General features: G+C 70.6%; 16 protein-coding genes and 1 tRNA gene. 12 read left to right on the top strand and 5 right to left on the bottom strand.

Going from position 1 to position 15,707, the window contains the following annotated elements; all coding sequences use genetic code 11:
- Positions 1-936, bottom strand: a complete 936-nt coding sequence (locus HL658_RS21505; RefSeq protein WP_246337770.1) for a DMT family transporter — start codon at positions 934-936, stop codon at positions 1-3.
- Between the two features lie 468 nt (positions 937-1,404).
- Between HL658_RS21505 and HL658_RS21500 the strand changes: the two genes are divergently transcribed.
- Positions 1,405-2,445 carry an agmatine deiminase family protein gene (locus HL658_RS21500; protein WP_180284669.1) on the top strand — a complete coding sequence of 347 codons (1,041 nt, stop codon included), beginning with the start codon at positions 1,405-1,407 and terminating at the stop codon, positions 2,443-2,445.
- Between the two features lie 7 nt (positions 2,446-2,452).
- On the opposite strand, the gene HL658_RS21495 is transcribed toward HL658_RS21500, so the two are convergent.
- Positions 2,453-3,004 carry a hypothetical protein gene (locus tag HL658_RS21495; protein WP_180284668.1) on the bottom strand — a complete coding sequence of 184 codons (552 nt, stop codon included), beginning with the start codon at positions 3,002-3,004 and terminating at the stop codon, positions 2,453-2,455.
- A gap of 163 nt (positions 3,005-3,167) precedes the next feature.
- The gene (gene ccoG / locus HL658_RS21490) at positions 3,168-4,616 is read right to left on the bottom strand and encodes a cytochrome c oxidase accessory protein CcoG (RefSeq protein ID WP_180284667.1); all 1,449 of its coding nucleotides are present in this window, start codon (positions 4,614-4,616) and stop codon (positions 3,168-3,170) included.
- 154 nt (positions 4,617-4,770) lie between these two features.
- Between ccoG and HL658_RS21485 the strand changes: the two genes are divergently transcribed.
- Both HL658_RS21485 and HL658_RS21480 read left to right on the top strand, forming a co-directional pair.
- Positions 4,771-5,532: a DUF3618 domain-containing protein gene (locus tag HL658_RS21485; protein WP_180284666.1), complete on the top strand. Its 762-nt coding sequence runs from the start codon at positions 4,771-4,773 to the stop codon at positions 5,530-5,532.
- Positions 5,533-5,545: 13 nt separating this feature from the next.
- Positions 5,546-6,538: a YihY/virulence factor BrkB family protein gene (locus HL658_RS21480; protein WP_180284665.1), complete on the top strand. Its 993-nt coding sequence runs from the start codon at positions 5,546-5,548 to the stop codon at positions 6,536-6,538.
- 19 nt (positions 6,539-6,557) lie between these two features.
- On the opposite strand, the gene HL658_RS21475 is transcribed toward HL658_RS21480, so the two are convergent.
- Positions 6,558-7,538, bottom strand: a complete 981-nt coding sequence (locus HL658_RS21475) for an acetyltransferase domain-containing protein (protein WP_180284664.1) — start codon at positions 7,536-7,538, stop codon at positions 6,558-6,560.
- Positions 7,539-7,722: 184 nt separating this feature from the next.
- Here HL658_RS21475 and HL658_RS21470 point away from each other — a divergent pair, with 184 nt between their 5' ends.
- The 7 genes from HL658_RS21470 (at position 7,723) to HL658_RS21440 (ending at position 12,857) form a co-directional block, all read left to right on the top strand.
- The gene (locus HL658_RS21470) at positions 7,723-8,541 is read left to right on the top strand and encodes a DUF2243 domain-containing protein (protein WP_180284663.1); all 819 of its coding nucleotides are present in this window, start codon (positions 7,723-7,725) and stop codon (positions 8,539-8,541) included.
- Between the two features lie 69 nt (positions 8,542-8,610).
- Positions 8,611-9,342: a superoxide dismutase gene (locus HL658_RS21465; protein ID WP_180284662.1), complete on the top strand. Its 732-nt coding sequence runs from the start codon at positions 8,611-8,613 to the stop codon at positions 9,340-9,342.
- A 226-nt stretch (positions 9,343-9,568) separates the two neighbouring features.
- A complete protein-coding gene (locus HL658_RS21460; protein ID WP_343055255.1) occupies positions 9,569-10,168 on the top strand; it encodes a DUF1826 domain-containing protein in 600 nt (199 codons plus the stop codon).
- A 1-nt stretch (position 10,169) separates the two neighbouring features.
- The gene (locus HL658_RS21455; RefSeq protein ID WP_180284660.1) at positions 10,170-10,307 is read left to right on the top strand and encodes a hypothetical protein; all 138 of its coding nucleotides are present in this window, start codon (positions 10,170-10,172) and stop codon (positions 10,305-10,307) included.
- Complete coding sequence (locus HL658_RS21450) at positions 10,304-11,056, top strand: ATP-binding cassette domain-containing protein (RefSeq protein ID WP_180284659.1); 753 nt, start codon at positions 10,304-10,306, stop codon at positions 11,054-11,056. The genes HL658_RS21455 and HL658_RS21450 overlap by 4 nt, the downstream gene beginning before the upstream one ends.
- Positions 11,053-11,925 carry a metal ABC transporter permease gene (locus tag HL658_RS21445; protein WP_180284658.1) on the top strand — a complete coding sequence of 291 codons (873 nt, stop codon included), beginning with the start codon at positions 11,053-11,055 and terminating at the stop codon, positions 11,923-11,925. Before HL658_RS21450 ends, HL658_RS21445 begins: the two co-directional genes overlap by 4 nt.
- A 32-nt stretch (positions 11,926-11,957) precedes the next feature.
- Positions 11,958-12,857, top strand: a complete 900-nt coding sequence (locus HL658_RS21440) for a metal ABC transporter solute-binding protein, Zn/Mn family (RefSeq protein WP_180284657.1) — start codon at positions 11,958-11,960, stop codon at positions 12,855-12,857.
- Between the two features lie 115 nt (positions 12,858-12,972).
- On the opposite strand, the gene HL658_RS21435 is transcribed toward HL658_RS21440, so the two are convergent.
- On the bottom strand, positions 12,973-13,845 hold the full coding sequence (locus HL658_RS21435; RefSeq protein WP_180284656.1) for an N-formylglutamate amidohydrolase: 873 nt from the start codon (positions 13,843-13,845) through the stop codon (positions 12,973-12,975).
- Between the two features lie 179 nt (positions 13,846-14,024).
- On the opposite strand from HL658_RS21435, the gene HL658_RS21430 reads away from it, so the two are divergent.
- A tRNA-Val gene (locus tag HL658_RS21430) sits at positions 14,025-14,099 on the top strand.
- A gap of 272 nt (positions 14,100-14,371) precedes the next feature.
- Complete coding sequence (locus HL658_RS21425) at positions 14,372-15,679, top strand: IS701 family transposase (RefSeq protein WP_180287657.1); 1,308 nt, start codon at positions 14,372-14,374, stop codon at positions 15,677-15,679.
- The last annotated feature ends 28 nt before the right edge of the window (positions 15,680-15,707 follow it).

Below are 15,707 nucleotides of genomic sequence, written 5' to 3'. Positions count from 1 at the left end.
TCAGGGCGCCGCCCGCCCGAGCCGACGGGCCACCGCGCGCAGCGGCCGGCCGTCGATGGCGGCGAGGCCCAGCCCGATCATCGCCATGCCGAGCAGATGCCGGGGCTCCAGCCGCTCGCCGAGGACCGCGACCCCCAGCGCGATCGCCATGACCGGGATCAGGAAGGTGACCAGGGCGATGTTGGTGGCACCGGCGCTGGCGAGCAGGCGGAAGAACAGCAGGTAGGCCAGCGCGGTCGACAGCAGCCCGAGCCCCAGCAGCGCCGCCATCACGGTCGCGGACGGCAGCGGCAGTGTCCAGGGCGCATCCACCGCCATCGCCACCGGCAGCAGCAACAGGCTGGATACCGTGACCTGCCCGGTCGCGGTGACCAGCGGCGGCACCCCCATCGCCCGGAAACGACGGCCGTAGACGCCCGCGATGGCGTAGGACAGGGCGGCACCGAGGCAGGCGAGTTGGCCGGCGAGCGATCCGCCGGCCGCGCGCAGCGCGTCCACCCCCACCATCGCCGCGACTCCGGCCAGCCCGATCAGCACGCCGCCCGCCCGTCCGCCGGTCATCCGTTCGTCGGCGGTCCAGACATGGGCGATCACCACGGTGAACAGCGGCGTCGCCGCGTTCAGGATGGAGGCGAGCCCGCTCGCCACCTGGGTCTGGCCCCAGACGATCAGCGAGAAGGGGATCACGTTGTTGAGGACCGACATGCCGGCCAGAGCCACCAGCGTCTCCCGGTCGCCGGGCAGTCGCAGCCCGGCCAGCCGCAGGACGATGTGCAGGGCCGCGGCGGCCAGCGACACCCGGAGAAGCACCAGGGTGAAGGGCGGCAACTCGCTGAGCGCGACCGCCACGAAGAAGAAGGAGCCGCCCCACAGCAGGGACAGCGCCAGAAGCAGGCCCCATTCCCCCGGAGTCATCGCTCGGTTCGCCGTGGTCATGGGTGTCTGTCCGCCGTGGTTCCGATTGCCCTGGCTACCCCGGAACCGGGGAGGGGCGCATTCCGGATCTTGCGGTGCGATCCTGCAATTGGCGACGGGGAAGCATGCTCGCCACGCATGGCCGCCGCGCTGTGGCTGGTTTCCGGTTCCGTGAAGGGTTACATTGGCGCCATCGTCAACAATGATGGAGCGGTGTCATGCGTACTCTTCTGTGGTTTCCGATGATTCGCCTTGGCTTTTCCAATCCTCTGTCAACGCTTTTCATGCCAGCCCGGCGCCGCCATCCCGGCTCCGCTTACGGGGGCTGAGCTTCCTCCGATTTCATCATCCCCGGACCTATCCCATCCGGACCGCCATTGGATCGCCCCGTTGCCAAACCGCCCGAACGGTGGTTAGGGTGCCCGCGGGGACGAGAGCCATGGACCGGCCGCAACGACCGGCCGGCGGGACAACGAGAGGGACGAGGGGATGACGACTCCGGCGAGCGACGGTTTCCACATGCCCGCGGAATGGGCGCCGCACACGCGCTGCTGGATGGCGTGGCCGTGCCGCCCGGAGACCTGGCCCGCCGACGGAATCGACGCCGCGCGGGAGGCCTATGTGGAGGTCGCCCGCGCCATCGCGACGTTCGAGCCGGTGACCATGGTCTGCGATCCCGACGACGTGGCGGAAGCGTCGCTCGCCTGCGGCCCCGGCATCCAGCTCATGCCCTTCCCGATCAGTGATTCCTGGATCCGCGACACCGGGCCCAGCTTCCTGGTGGACGGGAAGGGCGGGCTGGCCGGTGCGCACTGGCGCTTCAACGCCTGGGGCGGCAACTACGCCGACTGCGCCCGTGACCGTGAGGTCGGCCGTCTGATCCTGGAGCATCTGGGAGTGCCCGACTACGAGGCCCCGCTGGTGCTGGAGGGCGGTGCCTTCCATGTGGACGGTGAGGGCACGCTGCTGACCACCGAGCAGTGCCTGCTCAACCCCAACCGCAACCCCGACCTGTCCAAGGACGACATCGAGCGGCATCTGCGCGACTATCTCGGCATCCGCAGCGTCATCTGGCTCGGCCAGGGCTATCAGGAGGACGAGACGGACGGGCATGTGGACGAGATCGCCATGTTCGTCCGCCCCGGCGTGGTTATGGCCCTCACCACCGACGATCCCGGCGACGCCAACTTCAAGGTGTTCGAGGACAATCTGGACCGGCTGAAGCTCGCCCGCGACGCCAAGGGCCGCGAGCTGGAGGTGATCCCGGTCCGCCAGCCCGCCCGCCAGGACCAGAACGGCGTGCGGCTGACGCTGTCCTACACCAACCTCTACATCGCCAACGGCGGCATCGTCATGCCCGCCTTCGAGGACCCGGCCGACGACGAGGCCCTGCGCACCGTCCGCCGCCTGTTCCCCGACCGCGAGGTCATCCAGATCGCCGCGCTGGACATCGTGCGCGGCGGCGGCGGCATCCACTGCATCACCCAGCAGCAGCCCTCGGCGGCCGTGCCGGTGGACGGGGGGATCTGAGGCGGCTCTACGCCGCCTCCACCTGCCGCTTCAGCGCCGCCCGTGCCTTCGGGTCAAGTGTCGGCAGGCCGTTGCGAACCTTCAGCACATGCACGTCGGTCTCCCCCAGCGTGCGCAGGGCGTAGCCGGTGACGCGGGGCGCGCCGCCGCCGGGGGCGGTGTCCTCGTAGACGGGCGTGAAGTCCGCCCCGCCCAGCACGGCGCGCAGCATCAGCGCCTCGTCCCCGCCGCCGCCGATACCGCCGGAGCCACCGGCCAGAAGCCGTTCCGCCTCCGGCTCGCTGGCGAGGCCGCGTTCCAGCAGCACATCCACCATGGTACCGGTGGCCAGCACCGGGGCGGCGCGGCCCTTCCAATAGAAGCGGCCATCGTCGAATCCGACGTCCAGCGCGCGGAAGATCAGGAAAGCCTCGCGCCCGCCGGGGTTGCCGGCGATCACGTAATTGAGGCGCAGAAGACCGTTCCAGGCGCCGGCCGGCGCCATGACGCAGCCGACGCCGTTGCGGGTCAGCCGCAGATAGGTGTCGTTGATGCCCGAAGGCTCGAAATCGAACAGCATGCCTTGCCCGCTCCGCCGGGGCTCCGTGTCGTGTGACCCACAGTCTCATGACTCATTTGGAGCGTGCGGCGCGGCGGGACCAGGGGTCTTCGTGTCGATCAACCGATGGTGAAGGATTGTTCACGGGCGGCTGCCCGTCAGGGCCGCCGGACAGGAGCATCCGTCAGGGAGGGCCGAGGAACACCGACTCCACCGCCGTCCGCTCCCCGCCCCCCTCCTCGCGCACCACGAATTGCAGCGGCGCGGAGGCGGCGGCCGGCGTCCCCGGCGGAACGGTCACATGGACCCGGTGGGCGCCGACGCTGTCGGCTTCCGCGTCCAGCCGAAGGGAAGGGCCGGCACCGTCCGCCCCGGTGACCGACAGCGCCGCACCGGTGACGCCCTCCGCGGTCAACGTGTAGCGCCGCGGCTCGTGCCGCTTGTTGACGATCTTCACCGTGTAGGTGTTGCGGATGCTGCCGTCGGCCAGCGTTACGAACAGGGGCGCGCGCTCGCGCTGCACCGTCGCCTCGACGGCGGAGCGGTCGGCGAAGACGATCGCCATGAAACCGGCGATGGCGACCATAAGTCCCACATAGACCAGCGTGCGCGCCCGCACCAGCGGCACGCGGTAGGGCGTTGCGGCGCTGCGGGCCGCCTCGGCGGCCAGCGTGTCGAAGGCGATCAGACCGCTCGGCCGGCCCTGGCCCGCCATGATGCCGTCGCAGGCGTCGATGCACAGGCCGCAGTTGATGCAGTCCGCCTGGGCGCCGGTGCGCACGTCGATGCCCATCGGGCAGACCTGGACGCACTGGGTGCAGTCGATGCAGTCGCCGAAGCCGCGGGCCTGGCGCTCCTCCCAGCTCTCCGACTTGCGCTTGGGCGCGCGGCGCTCGCCGCGCCAGGACTGGTAGGTGACGATCAGGCTGTGCTCGTCCAGCATGGCGGTCTGGATGCGCGGCCAGGGGCAGGCGTATTTGCACATCTGCTCGCGCGCGAAGCCGGCCATCAGGTAGGTGGAGCCGCCGAACAGCCCGAGGAAGGTCAGCGCATCCCAGGAGGCGCGGGCGTGCGCGAGGTCGGCCAGCAGCGTCGGTGCGTCGGTGAACCACGCCACGATGGCGAAGGCGGAGGCGAAGGACACCAGCAGCCATCCGGCGTGCTTGCCCCCCTTCCGCAGCAGCTTCGACGTGCTCCACGGCGCCCGCTCCAGCCGGATGCGCTCGGCCCGGTCGCCCTCGAAGGCCCGCTCGATGCGGATGAACACGTCGCTCCACACCGTGTGCGGGCAGGCGAAGCCGCACCACACGCGGCCCGCCAGCGCCGTCACCAGGAACAGCCCGATCGCACCCAGCACCATCAATCCCGTCAGGTAATAAATCTCCTGCGGCCAGATTTCGACGTGGAACAGGAAGAACCGCCCCTGTTCCAGGTCGACCAGCACCGCCTGCCCCGGCGCGTCCGGCCCGCGGTCCCAGCGCAGCCAGGGCACCAGCCAGAACATCCCCATCAGCACCGTCATGACCGCCCATTTCAGGCGGCGGAAGCGCCCGCTCACCGCCTTGGGGTGGATGGTCGCGTGGGTTTCCCACAGGCTGGCCTTCGCGGGCTTGTACAGGCTGCCGTCTGGCATCGGTCGCTCGTTTCCGTTGCGGATCGCGGGCGGACCATAGACGCCCCCGCTGCCCGCCCTCTTGACCGCGGTCAAGCGCCCGCCGCACCGCAACCGGAACCTTCGCCACGCCCGCGTGTTGCTGACCCGCATCCAGACGAGGGAGGGTTCCGGCATGACCGCCGCCAACGACCGCACGGCACCGAACGCCAACGGGTCGCGCACCACTGCGGATCTCGAGGATGACATCCGCTCCATACGCGCCCGCATGGACAGCACCCTCGACGAACTCGAATACCGGCTTTCGCCGGGGCAGCTCACGGGCGGGGTGGCGGATCTCGTGCGCGACGTGGTGCAGGGCAAGCCGAACCGCACGGCCCGCGCCATCCGCGACAACCCGATCCCGGTGGCTCTCATCGGCATCGGCGTGCTGTGGCTGGCCTGGGCCATCTCGCGCACCCCGGCCATCGAGGGCCGACGCATTCCCGGCGACCATCCCACGCTCTCCGACCAGCGCATCCGCATCATCCTGACCGGGCTCGTCGCCGCCACCCGCCAGGGCTCCGCCGCCATCCACAAGGCGGACCGGAGCATCGCCGATCCGGAGCTGAGCGGCCGGCTGCACGAGGTGGACCGCCAGCTCGCCCGATCGGCCGCCGCCCTGGAGGAGGAACTCCACCGGCACGGCGGGCGCCTGGAGCCCGACGCCCCGCCGCACCCGGTGTGGAACGACCTGAACGACGCGCTGGCCGGCGAGCGGCACCGCAGGGACCTGCTGGTCGCCGTCGAGCGCGGCGTGCAGGGTACGCTCGACCTGTTCCGCGAGGCGCTGCACGAGGATTTGCCCGCGGAGCTTCGGGTCGTGGTCGGCGCGCATTTCCACGAGATGGAGACCGTCGGCCACCGGGTCGGCGCCCTCGTCGACGCCGCGGCGTAGGGGACCGCGGTCGATGCTGGGACTGTCGCGGCGCCACCATGACCGGTTTCCCCGCCAGCCATCCGGCCGCGGGCGCTCCGCCGGCCATCCTGGCGAGATCCCGGCGCTCGGCTGGAAGGACATCCTCTGGCGGACCTACGAGCAGCAATCCACCGACAACATCGGCATGATCGCCGCCGGGGTCGCCTATTACGGCATGCTGGCGCTGTTCCCGGCGGTGGCGACGCTGGTGTCGATCTACGGCCTGGTGCTTGATCCCGCGGGGGTGGAAAGCCAGTTCGAGCAGCTTTCGGGCGTGCTTCCCGGCGATGTCCTGTCGATCATGCGCGACCAGGCGGGCAAGGTCGCCAGCACGCCGCAGCAGGGGCTGACGCTGGGCGTGGTGTTCGGTCTGCTGCTGACGCTGTGGAGCGCGTCGCGCGGGACCAATGCGCTGATCGCCGCGCTGAACATCGCCTACGACGAACCGGAGAAGCGCGGCTTCATCAAGCTCGCCATCCTGTCCGTCGGCTTCACCCTGGCCGGGCTGGCCTTCCTGGTGCTGACGCTGGCGTTGATCGTGGCGGTGCCGGCGGTGATCGCGGCGCTGGGCCTGACCGGGCCGATCGCCTGGGTGCTGTCGCTGGCGCGCTGGCCGATCCTGGGCGGCGTGGTGATGCTGGTTCTGGCGCTGCTCTACCGCTACGCCCCCTGTCGCAACCGGCCGCGCTGGCAGTGGGTGAGCTGGGGGGCCGGGGTCGCGACGCTGATCTGGCTCGCCGGCTCGGCGGGGTTCTCGCTCTACGTCTCCAACTTCGGCAGCTACAACGAAACCTACGGATCGGTCGGCGCGGTGGTCGTGCTGCTGCTGTGGATGAACCTTACCGCCTACGTCGTGCTGATGGGGGCCGAGCTGAACTCGGAGATCGAGCACCAGACGGCCCGCGACACCACCGAGGGGCCGCCCAAGCCGCTCGGCCACCGCGACGCCTACGTCGCCGACACGGTGGGGCGGAAGCAGGCGTAAGGCGGAATCCTGCGGGCGCCTACAGGCAGCCCCGCACCACGGCGTTGGCACGGGGCTGGTCCTCCGGCCGGATGTAATCCTTCAGGACCTGATCCCACAGCCCCTCCCTGTGGAAGCCGTCGGCGATGCAACGGCAGCTGCGTTCGCACACCGCGGGGGCGGTGCCGCCGCGGGCACAGGTGCTGATGCAGCTTGCCAGAAAGGCGCCGCCTTCGCCGGCGGTGCCGCCGGCGGGTGCGCCGACCGGGCCGCTGACGGGGCTTCCCAGCGCCTGGGCCAGCAGCCACGCGGCGCCGAACAAAAGCGGCTGGTGGATCAGGTAGATGGCGAGCGCCCGCCGGCCCATCCAGGCGAGCGCACGGCCACCCCCCGCGACCGGCTGCCAACCCGCCACCGTGCCAGCGCGTGGAAACAGACGTCCGGCCGCGATGCCGACCAGCACGATCCCGAACCACGGAAAGATCGGAACATAATCGTTGGAGTCCGGCTCGAAGGTCATCAGCCCGACCCAACGCAGCCAGGGAAGGTCGAACAGCGGCAGCGCCAGCGTATCGCCCGCCACGAGGACGGCGACGCCCAGCGCCGCCGTCAGCAGCGGCGGCAGGCGCAGGACGGCGAGGCCGAGCACGCTCGCCACCGTCAGGTGATGGAGCACGCCGAAGAAGATCGGGCTGGCGGGGAACAGGGTGTAGGACATGGCCGACACCCCCGCCGCCGCCGCCGCGAGCAGCCCCAGCCGGCGCAGATAGCGGCGGCGGTCGAGGCCATCCGTGGCGGCCAGGGAAAGACTGAGCCCCGCCAGGAACAGGAAGGAGCCGAGGATCAGCGTGCGCGCCGTCAGCCACAGCGGATCGTCGAACAGGTCGATCCTCAGCAGCCGCAGAAAGGCGAGGTCCCACACCGCGTGATAGACGGCCATGGCGACGATGGCACCGCCGCGCGCGACGTCCACCGCGGGGATGCGGCGTCCGGTGGCGGACGGGGTCTCGGTGAGAGTCATGGAGAGGGCTGGTCCAGGCGGCGGGGAACTGCCCCGTTCATGCCCGAAAGGGGGGGGCCTGTCCACGGGGCTGCGGCACCGTGTCGGCCGGCACGGTCGTCGCCTGGCCACGGCACGCGGCGTCGCGGGCCGGATCGCAGGACCGGCCGAGGGAACGTGCCTGCGCAGCGGCGGTTGTTCCGGCATGTCCACCGCCGCAGCGCAGAACACGCCATCGACGACGCCCGGAGCATGGCTTCCTTGGGCGGGATGCCTGCTGGGCTTCGGCCTTGGCGGCTTCTTCGATGGCATCCTGCTGCACCAGGTGCTGCAATGGCACCATCTGCTGAGCGCGGTGGAGACGTCCGCCCTCCAGGACCTCCGTATGCAGGTCCTCGCCGACGGTCTGTTCCACCTGCTCATGTACGTCCTTTCGGTGGGGGGGCTGTGGCTGCTCTGGCGCAGCCGGCGCGCCTTCGCCGAACCGGGCGCAGACCGCCGGCTGCTGGCGGATGCGCTGATCGGATTCGGCGTCTGGCACATGCTCGACGGCGTTCTGTCCCATTGGATCCTCGGCATCCACCGCATCCGCATGGGCGTGGAGAACCCGCTGTTCTGGGACCTGCTCTGGTTCGTCGTCTTCGGTGTGGCCTTCGTGGCGGCGGGGTGGTGGCTGCGGCGCGGCGGCGGGACAGCCTGTGGCGGATCCCGGCGGACCGCCACGCCTGCCACCCTGGCCCTTGCCGTCCTGATCGCCGGTCCGGTTGCCGCCCTGCCGCCCCCCGGCGTCACCACGGTGATGGTGCTGTTCAAGCCGGGAACGACGCTGCCGGACGTGTTCGACGCCGTAGCGGCCGTTGATGGGCGGACCATCTGGCAGGATCCTTCCGGCCAGCTCTGGGCCATTGACCTGGGGGTGGCCGGGGATCCGATGCGACTTTACCGGCACGGTGCGATGCTGGTGAGCAATTCGCTCCTGCCGGTCGGTTGCCTCGCCTGGTTCACGATCCCGAGACCGGCTTGAGCGTGGCGCCGGCTGGCGTCATGCTCCGGTCACGGCGCACAGACGCCGTGCAAGAGACTGGAGGGATCGATGACCATTCGCCCGGACCGCCGCAGCGTGTTGACCGGCCTCACGGCCGTGTTCGCCGTGGCGGCCGCTCCCCGTTTCGCCCTGGCGCAGGCGGCAGGAATGCCGCACGCGCTGCCCCCGCTGCCCTACGATCCCGCCGCCCTGGAACCGCACATCGACGCGCAGACCATGGCGCTGCACCACGGCAAGCACCACCAGGCCTATGTGGACAACCTGAACAAGGCCGTTGCCGACCACGACGCCGTGCGGGCGATGCCGCTGCGCGACCTGCTGAAGCGAATGTCGGAACTGCCGGAGGCCATCCGCACGACGGTGCGCAACAACGGAGGCGGTCACGCGAACCACTCCATGTTCTGGTCCATCATGGGACCGAAGGCGGGCGGGGCGCCGACGGGCGACGTGGCGACCGCCATCGACCGGGATTTCGGCGGCTTCGACGCGTTCAAGACGCGCTTCAACGCCGCCGGCACCGGGCGCTTCGGAAGCGGCTGGGTCTTCGTGACGGTCGATCCGTCCTCGGGCCGGCTCGAGATCCTCAGCCTGCCGAACCAGGACACGCCGCTGATGGAAGGGCGCCCGGTGCTGATGGGCAACGACGTCTGGGAGCACGCCTATTACCTGAAGTACCAGAACCGCCGCGCCGAATATCTGAACGCGTGGTGGAACGTGGTCGATTGGGCGGCGGTGGGCCGCCGATACGCCGCCATCCGGAACGGCGACGCGATCATCTGACCGGCCCGGCCGGGACCGGGCGCAGGTCCGGTCTCCGCCGGCATCGCCGGCGACGGAGGAGGGGAGGGGCTTGACCACCGGTCGCTCCGGCGCTAAACCCAGACAGGTTACGTTATAACATAACCTAACCGCCGGGGTGGCAAGCCCCGGGTCCGCCGTGGAAGGAGCAGGGAAGGTGAACGGCTTCACCCCAACGTTGGCGCTTCCTCCCGTTCGGGAACATGCCGTGCGGTGCACCACCGGCGGGGGACTGCGCGCGATCCTGGAGCCGGACGTCACCCTGGCGGTGTGGGAACGGTCCTTGCCGCCGGAAATTGGGGCCGGCCTCGACCGTATGCCGGCGGCGGGGTGGCCTTCGCTGCGCGTCGAGACGACGGCGGCGCGGGTGCGCGGCGACCTTGCGGCCGCATGGCCGGACCCGCTGCCCGACGCGTTGACCGCCGACATCGTCCATCTCGTCCGGCTGTACGCGGACCTCACCGCGACCCGCAAGGTGGCCGTCCGGCTGGAGACCGTGGCGGGGCATGGCTGCCGCTATTTCCACGCCGACAGCGTCGGCATCCGGCTGCTGTGCACCTATCGCGGCGCCGGCACCCTGTGGCTGCCCGACGACGCGGTGGTCCGCAAGGCGCTCGGCCGCGGCGACAACGCGGCCGTCGCACCCGACCCGTCGCGGATCCGCGCCCTGGCCTGCGGCCATGTCGGCCTGATGAAGGGCGAGGCGTGGCCGCGCAACCGTGGGCGCGGCCTCGTCCACCGCTCGCCGCCCGCCGACCCGCGCCATGGACCCCGCCTGCTGCTCTGCTTCGATCATGCGGAAGGATAGGATGCAAGCCGCGCCATACCAACCGACGGTGGTCGCCATGCCGGCCACCGTCCGCCTTGCCGTGGCGCTCCTGCTGTGCACCGGCCTGTGGCTGGCGGTTGCCTGGGCGCTCGACTGGTTCGGCGGGAGCGCGCCGTGACGGCACTCCTGCGCTTCGACGACCTGACGTTGGGCTACCGCCGCCACCCCGCCGTCCACCACCTGTCGGGCGCCGTGCGGGAGGGCTCGCTGACCGCCGTGGTCGGGCCGAACGGCGCCGGCAAGAGCACGCTGCTGAAGGCCATCGTCGGCACGCTCAAGCCACTGGAGGGCCGCATCGCGCTCGACGGCATCGACCGGCGCGACATCGCCTACCTGCCGCAGCAGGCGGAGGTCGATCGGTCCTTCCCCATCGGCGTGCTCGACACGGTTCTGCTGGGCCACTGGCGGCGCGTCGGCGTCTTCGGCGGCATCGGGCGCCGCCGGCACGAGGAGGCGCTGGCGGCGCTCGCCGCCGTGGGACTCGCGGGTTTCGAGCGGCGGCCGATCGGCGCGCTCTCGGCCGGCCAGTTCCAGCGCGTGCTGTTCGCCCGCATGCTGCTGCAGGACGCCCGCCTGATCCTGCTCGACGAGCCCTTCACCGCCATCGACGCCCGCACCACCGCCGACCTGCTGGCGGTGGTGCGGCGCTGGCACGGGGAGCGCCGCACGGTGGTCGCCGTCCTCCACGACCTGGAGCAGGTGCGCGCCCATTTCCCCGAGACCCTGCTGCTGGCCCGCGAGCCGGTGGCCTGGGGACCCAGCGCCGAGGCTCTGGGACCCGCCAACCTGCTGCGCGCCCGCGCCATGGCGGAGGCCTGGGACGACGACGCCCCCGCCTGCCGGCGCCCGCCCCGGAGCGCCGCATGACCGTGTACGACGCCCTCGTCGCGCCCTTCCTGGAGTTCGCCTTCATGCGCCGGGCGCTGGTGGCCTGCCTGGCGCTGGCGCTGGGTTGCGGCCCGGTGGGCGTGCTGCTGGTGCTGCGGCGCATGAGTCTGGTGGGCGACGCGATGTCCCACGCCGTGCTGCCCGGTGCCGCCATCGGTTTCCTGGCCGCCGGCCTGTCGCTGTGGGCGATGAGCGCCGGCGGCTTCCTGGCCGGGCTGACGGTCGCGGTGCTGGCCGGTCTGGTGTCGCGCGCCACCGTCCAGCGCGAAGACGCCAGCTTCGCCGCCTTCTACCTGATCTCGCTGGCGGCGGGCGTGCTGATCGTGTCGCTGAAGGGCAGCAACGTCGATCTGATGCATGTGCTGTTCGGCACCATCCTGGCCGTGGACGACGCCGGGCTGCTGCTGGTCGCCGCCATCGCCACCGTCACCCTGCCGGCGCTGGCGCTGCTGTACCGGCCGCTGGTGGTGGAGTGCTTCGATCCCGGCTTCCTGCGGGCGGTCGGCGGTCCGGGGGCGCTCGGCCATCTCGTCTTCATGGTGCTGGTCGTCCTCAACCTCGTGGGCGGGTTCCAGGCCCTGGGCACGTTGATGGCGGTGGGGCTGATGATGCTGCCAGCCGCCGCCGCGCGCTTCTGGGCGGAGCGGGTGTGGACGCTCGCCGCCGTCGCCGTGGCGGTCGCCTTCGGCTCCGGATGGGGCGGGCTGCTGCTGTCCTATCACCTCGATCTGCCGTCCGGGCCGTCGATCATCCTGGTCGCCGGGGCGGTCTACCTGCTGTCGATGGCGGTCGGGCCGGTCGGCAGTCTGCGGGTGCGCTGGTTCCCCGGACGGCACCTGGAAGCCTGACACGAAGCCTGACTCGAAATAAGGAGAGTTCGATGAGACGCACCCTTGTCGCCGCGTTGGCCGCGGTCGCCGTCGCGCTGGCGGCACTGCCGGCGCTGGCCGAACCGCTGAAGGTGGTGACCAGCTTTTCCATCCTGGGCGACATGGTCCGCCAGATCGGCGGTGACGCGGTTGCGGTGACCACCCTGGTCGGGGCGGACGGCGATGCGCATGTCTACGAGCCGACGCCCGCCGACGCGCGCGCCGTCGCCGCCGCCGATGTGGTGGTGGTGAACGGGCTGGGCTTCGAGGGCTGGATGGGCCGGCTGGTCAAGGCGGCCGGCTACAAGGGGCCGGTGGTGTTCGCCACCAGGGGCATCAAGCCCATCAAGGGCGACCATGATCACGGGCACGACCATGGCGAGGATCCGCATGCCTGGCAGTCCGTCGGCAATGCCCGCATCTACGCTGACAACATCGTGGCGGGGCTGGTCGATGCCGCCCCGGCCATGGCGGACGGGTTGCGCGCCGGGCACGCCGCCTACACCTCCGAGCTCAACGCGCTGGACCGGGACATCAAGGCGGCGCTCGCCCCCGTTCCCAAGGTCGACCGGCGGATCGTCACCTCGCACGACGCTTTTGGGTATTACGCGCGAGCCTATGGCGTGACCTTCCTTGCCCCGGTCGGCATCTCCACGGAAGCGGAACCGTCGGCCGGCGACGTTGCCAGGCTGATCCGGCAGATGAAGAAGGAGAAGGCCAGGGCCGTCTTCGTGGAGTCGATCGCCGATCCCCGCCTGCTGGAGCAGATCGCACGGGAGACGGGCGCGCGCATCGGTGGCCGGGTCTACTCCGACGCGCTCTCCGGGCCGGAGGGGCCGGCCCCGAGCTATGTCGCGATGATGCGTCACAACACCCGGCTGTTCGTCGAGGCGCTGAAGCCGGGCTCCTGACCACCGTCGAACCCGTCGCAGGGTTCGCGCACCGGTCGTGCGCGAACCCTGGACGCTCACCCGCTCGGCGCCCGCCGGTGGGCCGGCTCGGAAACCCTGCCGAACCCTGGTCCGGTCAGACGCCGGGGGACAGCGCCCCCAGCACCTGGATCAGATGCGTCATGTGTCCGGCGAGCACGGTCAGGAACGGTCGCCGCTCCAGCCGCGCCTCGTCCATGTAGAGGTCGCGGTTGATCTCGATCTGCAAGGCGTGCACGCCCTGGCGCGGACGGCCGTAGTGGCGGGTGGTGAAGCCGCCGGCGTAGGGCGCGTTGCGGTTCACGGTGTAGCCGCGGTCGCGCAGCGTCCGCTCCGCCGCCTCGATCACCGCGGGCGCGCAGGAGGTGCCGAAACAATCCCCCAGCACCATGTCGACCTTGCGCTGGTCGCGCGTCCGCTCGCCGCTCCAGCCCGATGGCATGGAATGGCAATCCACCAGCACGCAGTGTCCGAAGCGGGTGCGCGTCTCGTCCACCAGCGCGCGCAGCGTGCGGTGGTAGGGCTCGTAGAAGCCCTCGATCCGGCGCACCGCGTCGGCGAAGCGCAGCTTGCCGGGGTAGATCTCCTCGCCCGTCCCGACGATGCGCGCGATGGTGCCCAGCCCCGCCGCGACCCGCGGCGAGCGGGTGTTGACGTAGGGCGGGAGCGTGTCCTCGAACATGTCGGGGTCGAGTTCGTACGCCTCGCGGTTCAGGTCGAGGAAGGCGCGCGGGAAGAGCGCCCGGATCAGCGGCGCACCCAGCTCCGGCCCCGCCGCGAAGATCTCATCGACGAAACAGTCCTCCGACTTGCGCATCGCCTCCCCCGTGAGGCGGGTGGCCGCCAGGAACTCCGCCGGATAGACCGAGCCGCTGTGCGGGGATGCCAGCACCAGCGGCAGCCGGGCCACCTCGGGCCGCCGGATCTCGAACACCCGTGACGGGTCGGGGGAGGAACCATGCGCATCCATGACGATTGATGTAGTGGACCCCGCCGCCCCTGTCACGCGCCACCTGCACCCCCATCGCGCACGCGATCGGCGCCCTCAGGAAGGCACCTTCATTTTTTCCCGACAAGGGTGTTGCACCCCCCGTCGGATGGTGCTAAACCCCCGCTCCACGCCGGCCCCGCACCGGCCGACCATCGGATGGGCGCGTAGCTCAGCGGGAGAGCACTACGTTGACATCGTAGGGGTCACAGGTTCAATCCCTGTCGCGCCCACCATCCACGAAGGCCGCCAAGTCAACCACTTGGCGGCCTTCACCATGTCTGGAGCGGTTCGCTCCGCTGCGTCGCTGTTCCGAACCTGTCCCGAACACACCCGATGATCAGTGCTGGTTGGAGCAGAACCGGGTAGACGGTCGTGCGATTGCGGCTCGATGGTTGCTTGCTGTTGCATTCGCCGGACAGCCATTAGTGCTACTGTGTCATGAAAATTGGCATTGATTGGTGGCTCGTTGTAGGAAGGGGATTCATGCTTCGTTCAAGGAGACGGCATGGCATCCCTTCGAACGTCGAGTGGCATCGACTCACGGTTCGCGGCCTATGTCGATCGCCTCGGGCCGGTTCTGGGCCACGCCGATCGCTCGGCGCCGTTTCGCGCGTATTGCACCGGGCTGATCCTGCCGGGCGAGCGCAAGAGCGTGGAACCGATGGCGGCGCGGGTGGCCCCCGGGCGGGTCGGCGCCGCCCATCAGTCGCTGCATCATTTCGTCGCCAAGGCGGCGTGGGACGACGCTGTGGTTCTGGGGGCGGTGTGCGCTCTGGTGCTGCCGGCGCTGCTGGAGCGCGGCCCGGTTCGCGCCTGGATCATCGACGACACCGGAATGCCCAAGAAAGGGCGCCACTCGGTCGGCGTGGCCCGGCAATACTGCGGCCAGAGCGGCAAACAGGACAACTGCCAGGTCGCCGTGTCGCTGTCGATCGCGACCGACCACGCCAGCCTGCCCATCGCGTTCCGGCTGTACCTCCCCGACGTGTGGGCAGCCGATGCCGAGCGCCGGGCGCGGGCCGGCATTCCCGGCGACGTGGTCTTCCAGACCAAGCCCGCCATCGCGCTGGACCAGATCCGCGCGGCCGTGGAGGCGGGCGTGCCGCCGGGAGTGGTCCTGATGGACGCGGGATACGGCAACGACACCGATCTGCGCGACGGAGTGAGCGCGTCGGGTCTGACCTACGTCGCCGGGGTCCAGTCCTCGCTGACGGTCTGGCCGCCCGGCGTGAAGCCGCTGTCGCCCAAGCCGTGGAGCGGCAAGGGACGGCCGCCGAAGCTCCTGCGCCGCGCCCCCGGTCATGGCCCCGTCGCGGTGAAGGCGTTGGCCGAGAGCTTGGCTCCGGGGGAGTGGCGCCCGGTCACATGGCGCGAAGGCACGAACGCTCCTCTGGCCTCGCGGTTTGCCGCGGTGCGCGTCCGGCCGGCGCATCGGGACTACTGGCGAAACGAACCGCGCGCCGAGGAATGGCTGCTGATCGAGTGGCCCGAGAGCGAGGAGAAGCCGACCAGATACTGGCTGTCGACGCTGCCGGAGGCGACTCCGCTCGACGCCCTGGTGGAAACCGCCAAGCTGCGCTGGCGCATCGAGCGCGATTACCTCGAAGTCAAACAGGAACTCGGCCTCGGCCATTACGAGGGCCGGGGCTGGCGAGGATTCCACCACCACGCCACGCTGTGCATCGCCGCCTACGGGTTCCTGATCCGGGAACGGGCCGCGATTCCCCCCTCAGGCCCAACGCCGGCCGGGCGCCTCCAAGCAACTGAGCTTCCCCAAGGCTTCCGACCCCGCGGCGCGACCGCTCCGCCCTGAGCGCCACATCCCGATCTCCATCACCAGG

It is taken from the genome of Azospirillum oleiclasticum, assembly GCF_013423485.1.
GTDB classification, from domain to species: Bacteria; Pseudomonadota; Alphaproteobacteria; order Azospirillales; family Azospirillaceae; genus Azospirillum; species Azospirillum oleiclasticum.
The sequence above is the reverse complement of the archived record's forward strand: the minus strand, read 5'-3'. Positions and strand labels throughout refer to the sequence as shown.

What these genes read in the sequence shown, in the direction of transcription:
- HL658_RS21480 (WP_180284665.1), top strand. Translation starts at nt 5,546, where the DNA reads ATGCTGGGACTGTCGCGGCGCCACCATGACCGGTTTCCCCGCCAGCCA.
- ccoG (WP_180284667.1), bottom strand. Translation starts at nt 4,616, where the DNA reads ATGCCAGACGGCAGCCTGTACAAGCCCGCGAAGGCCAGCCTGTGGGAA.
- HL658_RS21465 (WP_180284662.1), top strand. Translation starts at nt 8,611, where the DNA reads ATGACCATTCGCCCGGACCGCCGCAGCGTGTTGACCGGCCTCACGGCC.
- HL658_RS21475 (WP_180284664.1), bottom strand. Translation starts at nt 7,538, where the DNA reads ATGACTCTCACCGAGACCCCGTCCGCCACCGGACGCCGCATCCCCGCG.
- HL658_RS21505 (WP_246337770.1), bottom strand. Translation starts at nt 936, where the DNA reads ATGACCACGGCGAACCGAGCGATGACTCCGGGGGAATGGGGCCTGCTT.
- HL658_RS21455 (WP_180284660.1), top strand. Translation starts at nt 10,170, where the DNA reads ATGCAAGCCGCGCCATACCAACCGACGGTGGTCGCCATGCCGGCCACC.
- HL658_RS21500 (WP_180284669.1), top strand. Translation starts at nt 1,405, where the DNA reads ATGACGACTCCGGCGAGCGACGGTTTCCACATGCCCGCGGAATGGGCG.
- HL658_RS21440 (WP_180284657.1), top strand. Translation starts at nt 11,958, where the DNA reads ATGAGACGCACCCTTGTCGCCGCGTTGGCCGCGGTCGCCGTCGCGCTG.
- HL658_RS21470 (WP_180284663.1), top strand. Translation starts at nt 7,723, where the DNA reads ATGTCCACCGCCGCAGCGCAGAACACGCCATCGACGACGCCCGGAGCA.
- HL658_RS21445 (WP_180284658.1), top strand. Translation starts at nt 11,053, where the DNA reads ATGACCGTGTACGACGCCCTCGTCGCGCCCTTCCTGGAGTTCGCCTTC.
- HL658_RS21425 (WP_180287657.1), top strand. Translation starts at nt 14,372, where the DNA reads ATGGCATCCCTTCGAACGTCGAGTGGCATCGACTCACGGTTCGCGGCC.
- HL658_RS21435 (WP_180284656.1), bottom strand. Translation starts at nt 13,845, where the DNA reads ATGGATGCGCATGGTTCCTCCCCCGACCCGTCACGGGTGTTCGAGATC.
- HL658_RS21485 (WP_180284666.1), top strand. Translation starts at nt 4,771, where the DNA reads ATGACCGCCGCCAACGACCGCACGGCACCGAACGCCAACGGGTCGCGC.
- HL658_RS21495 (WP_180284668.1), bottom strand. Translation starts at nt 3,004, where the DNA reads ATGCTGTTCGATTTCGAGCCTTCGGGCATCAACGACACCTATCTGCGG.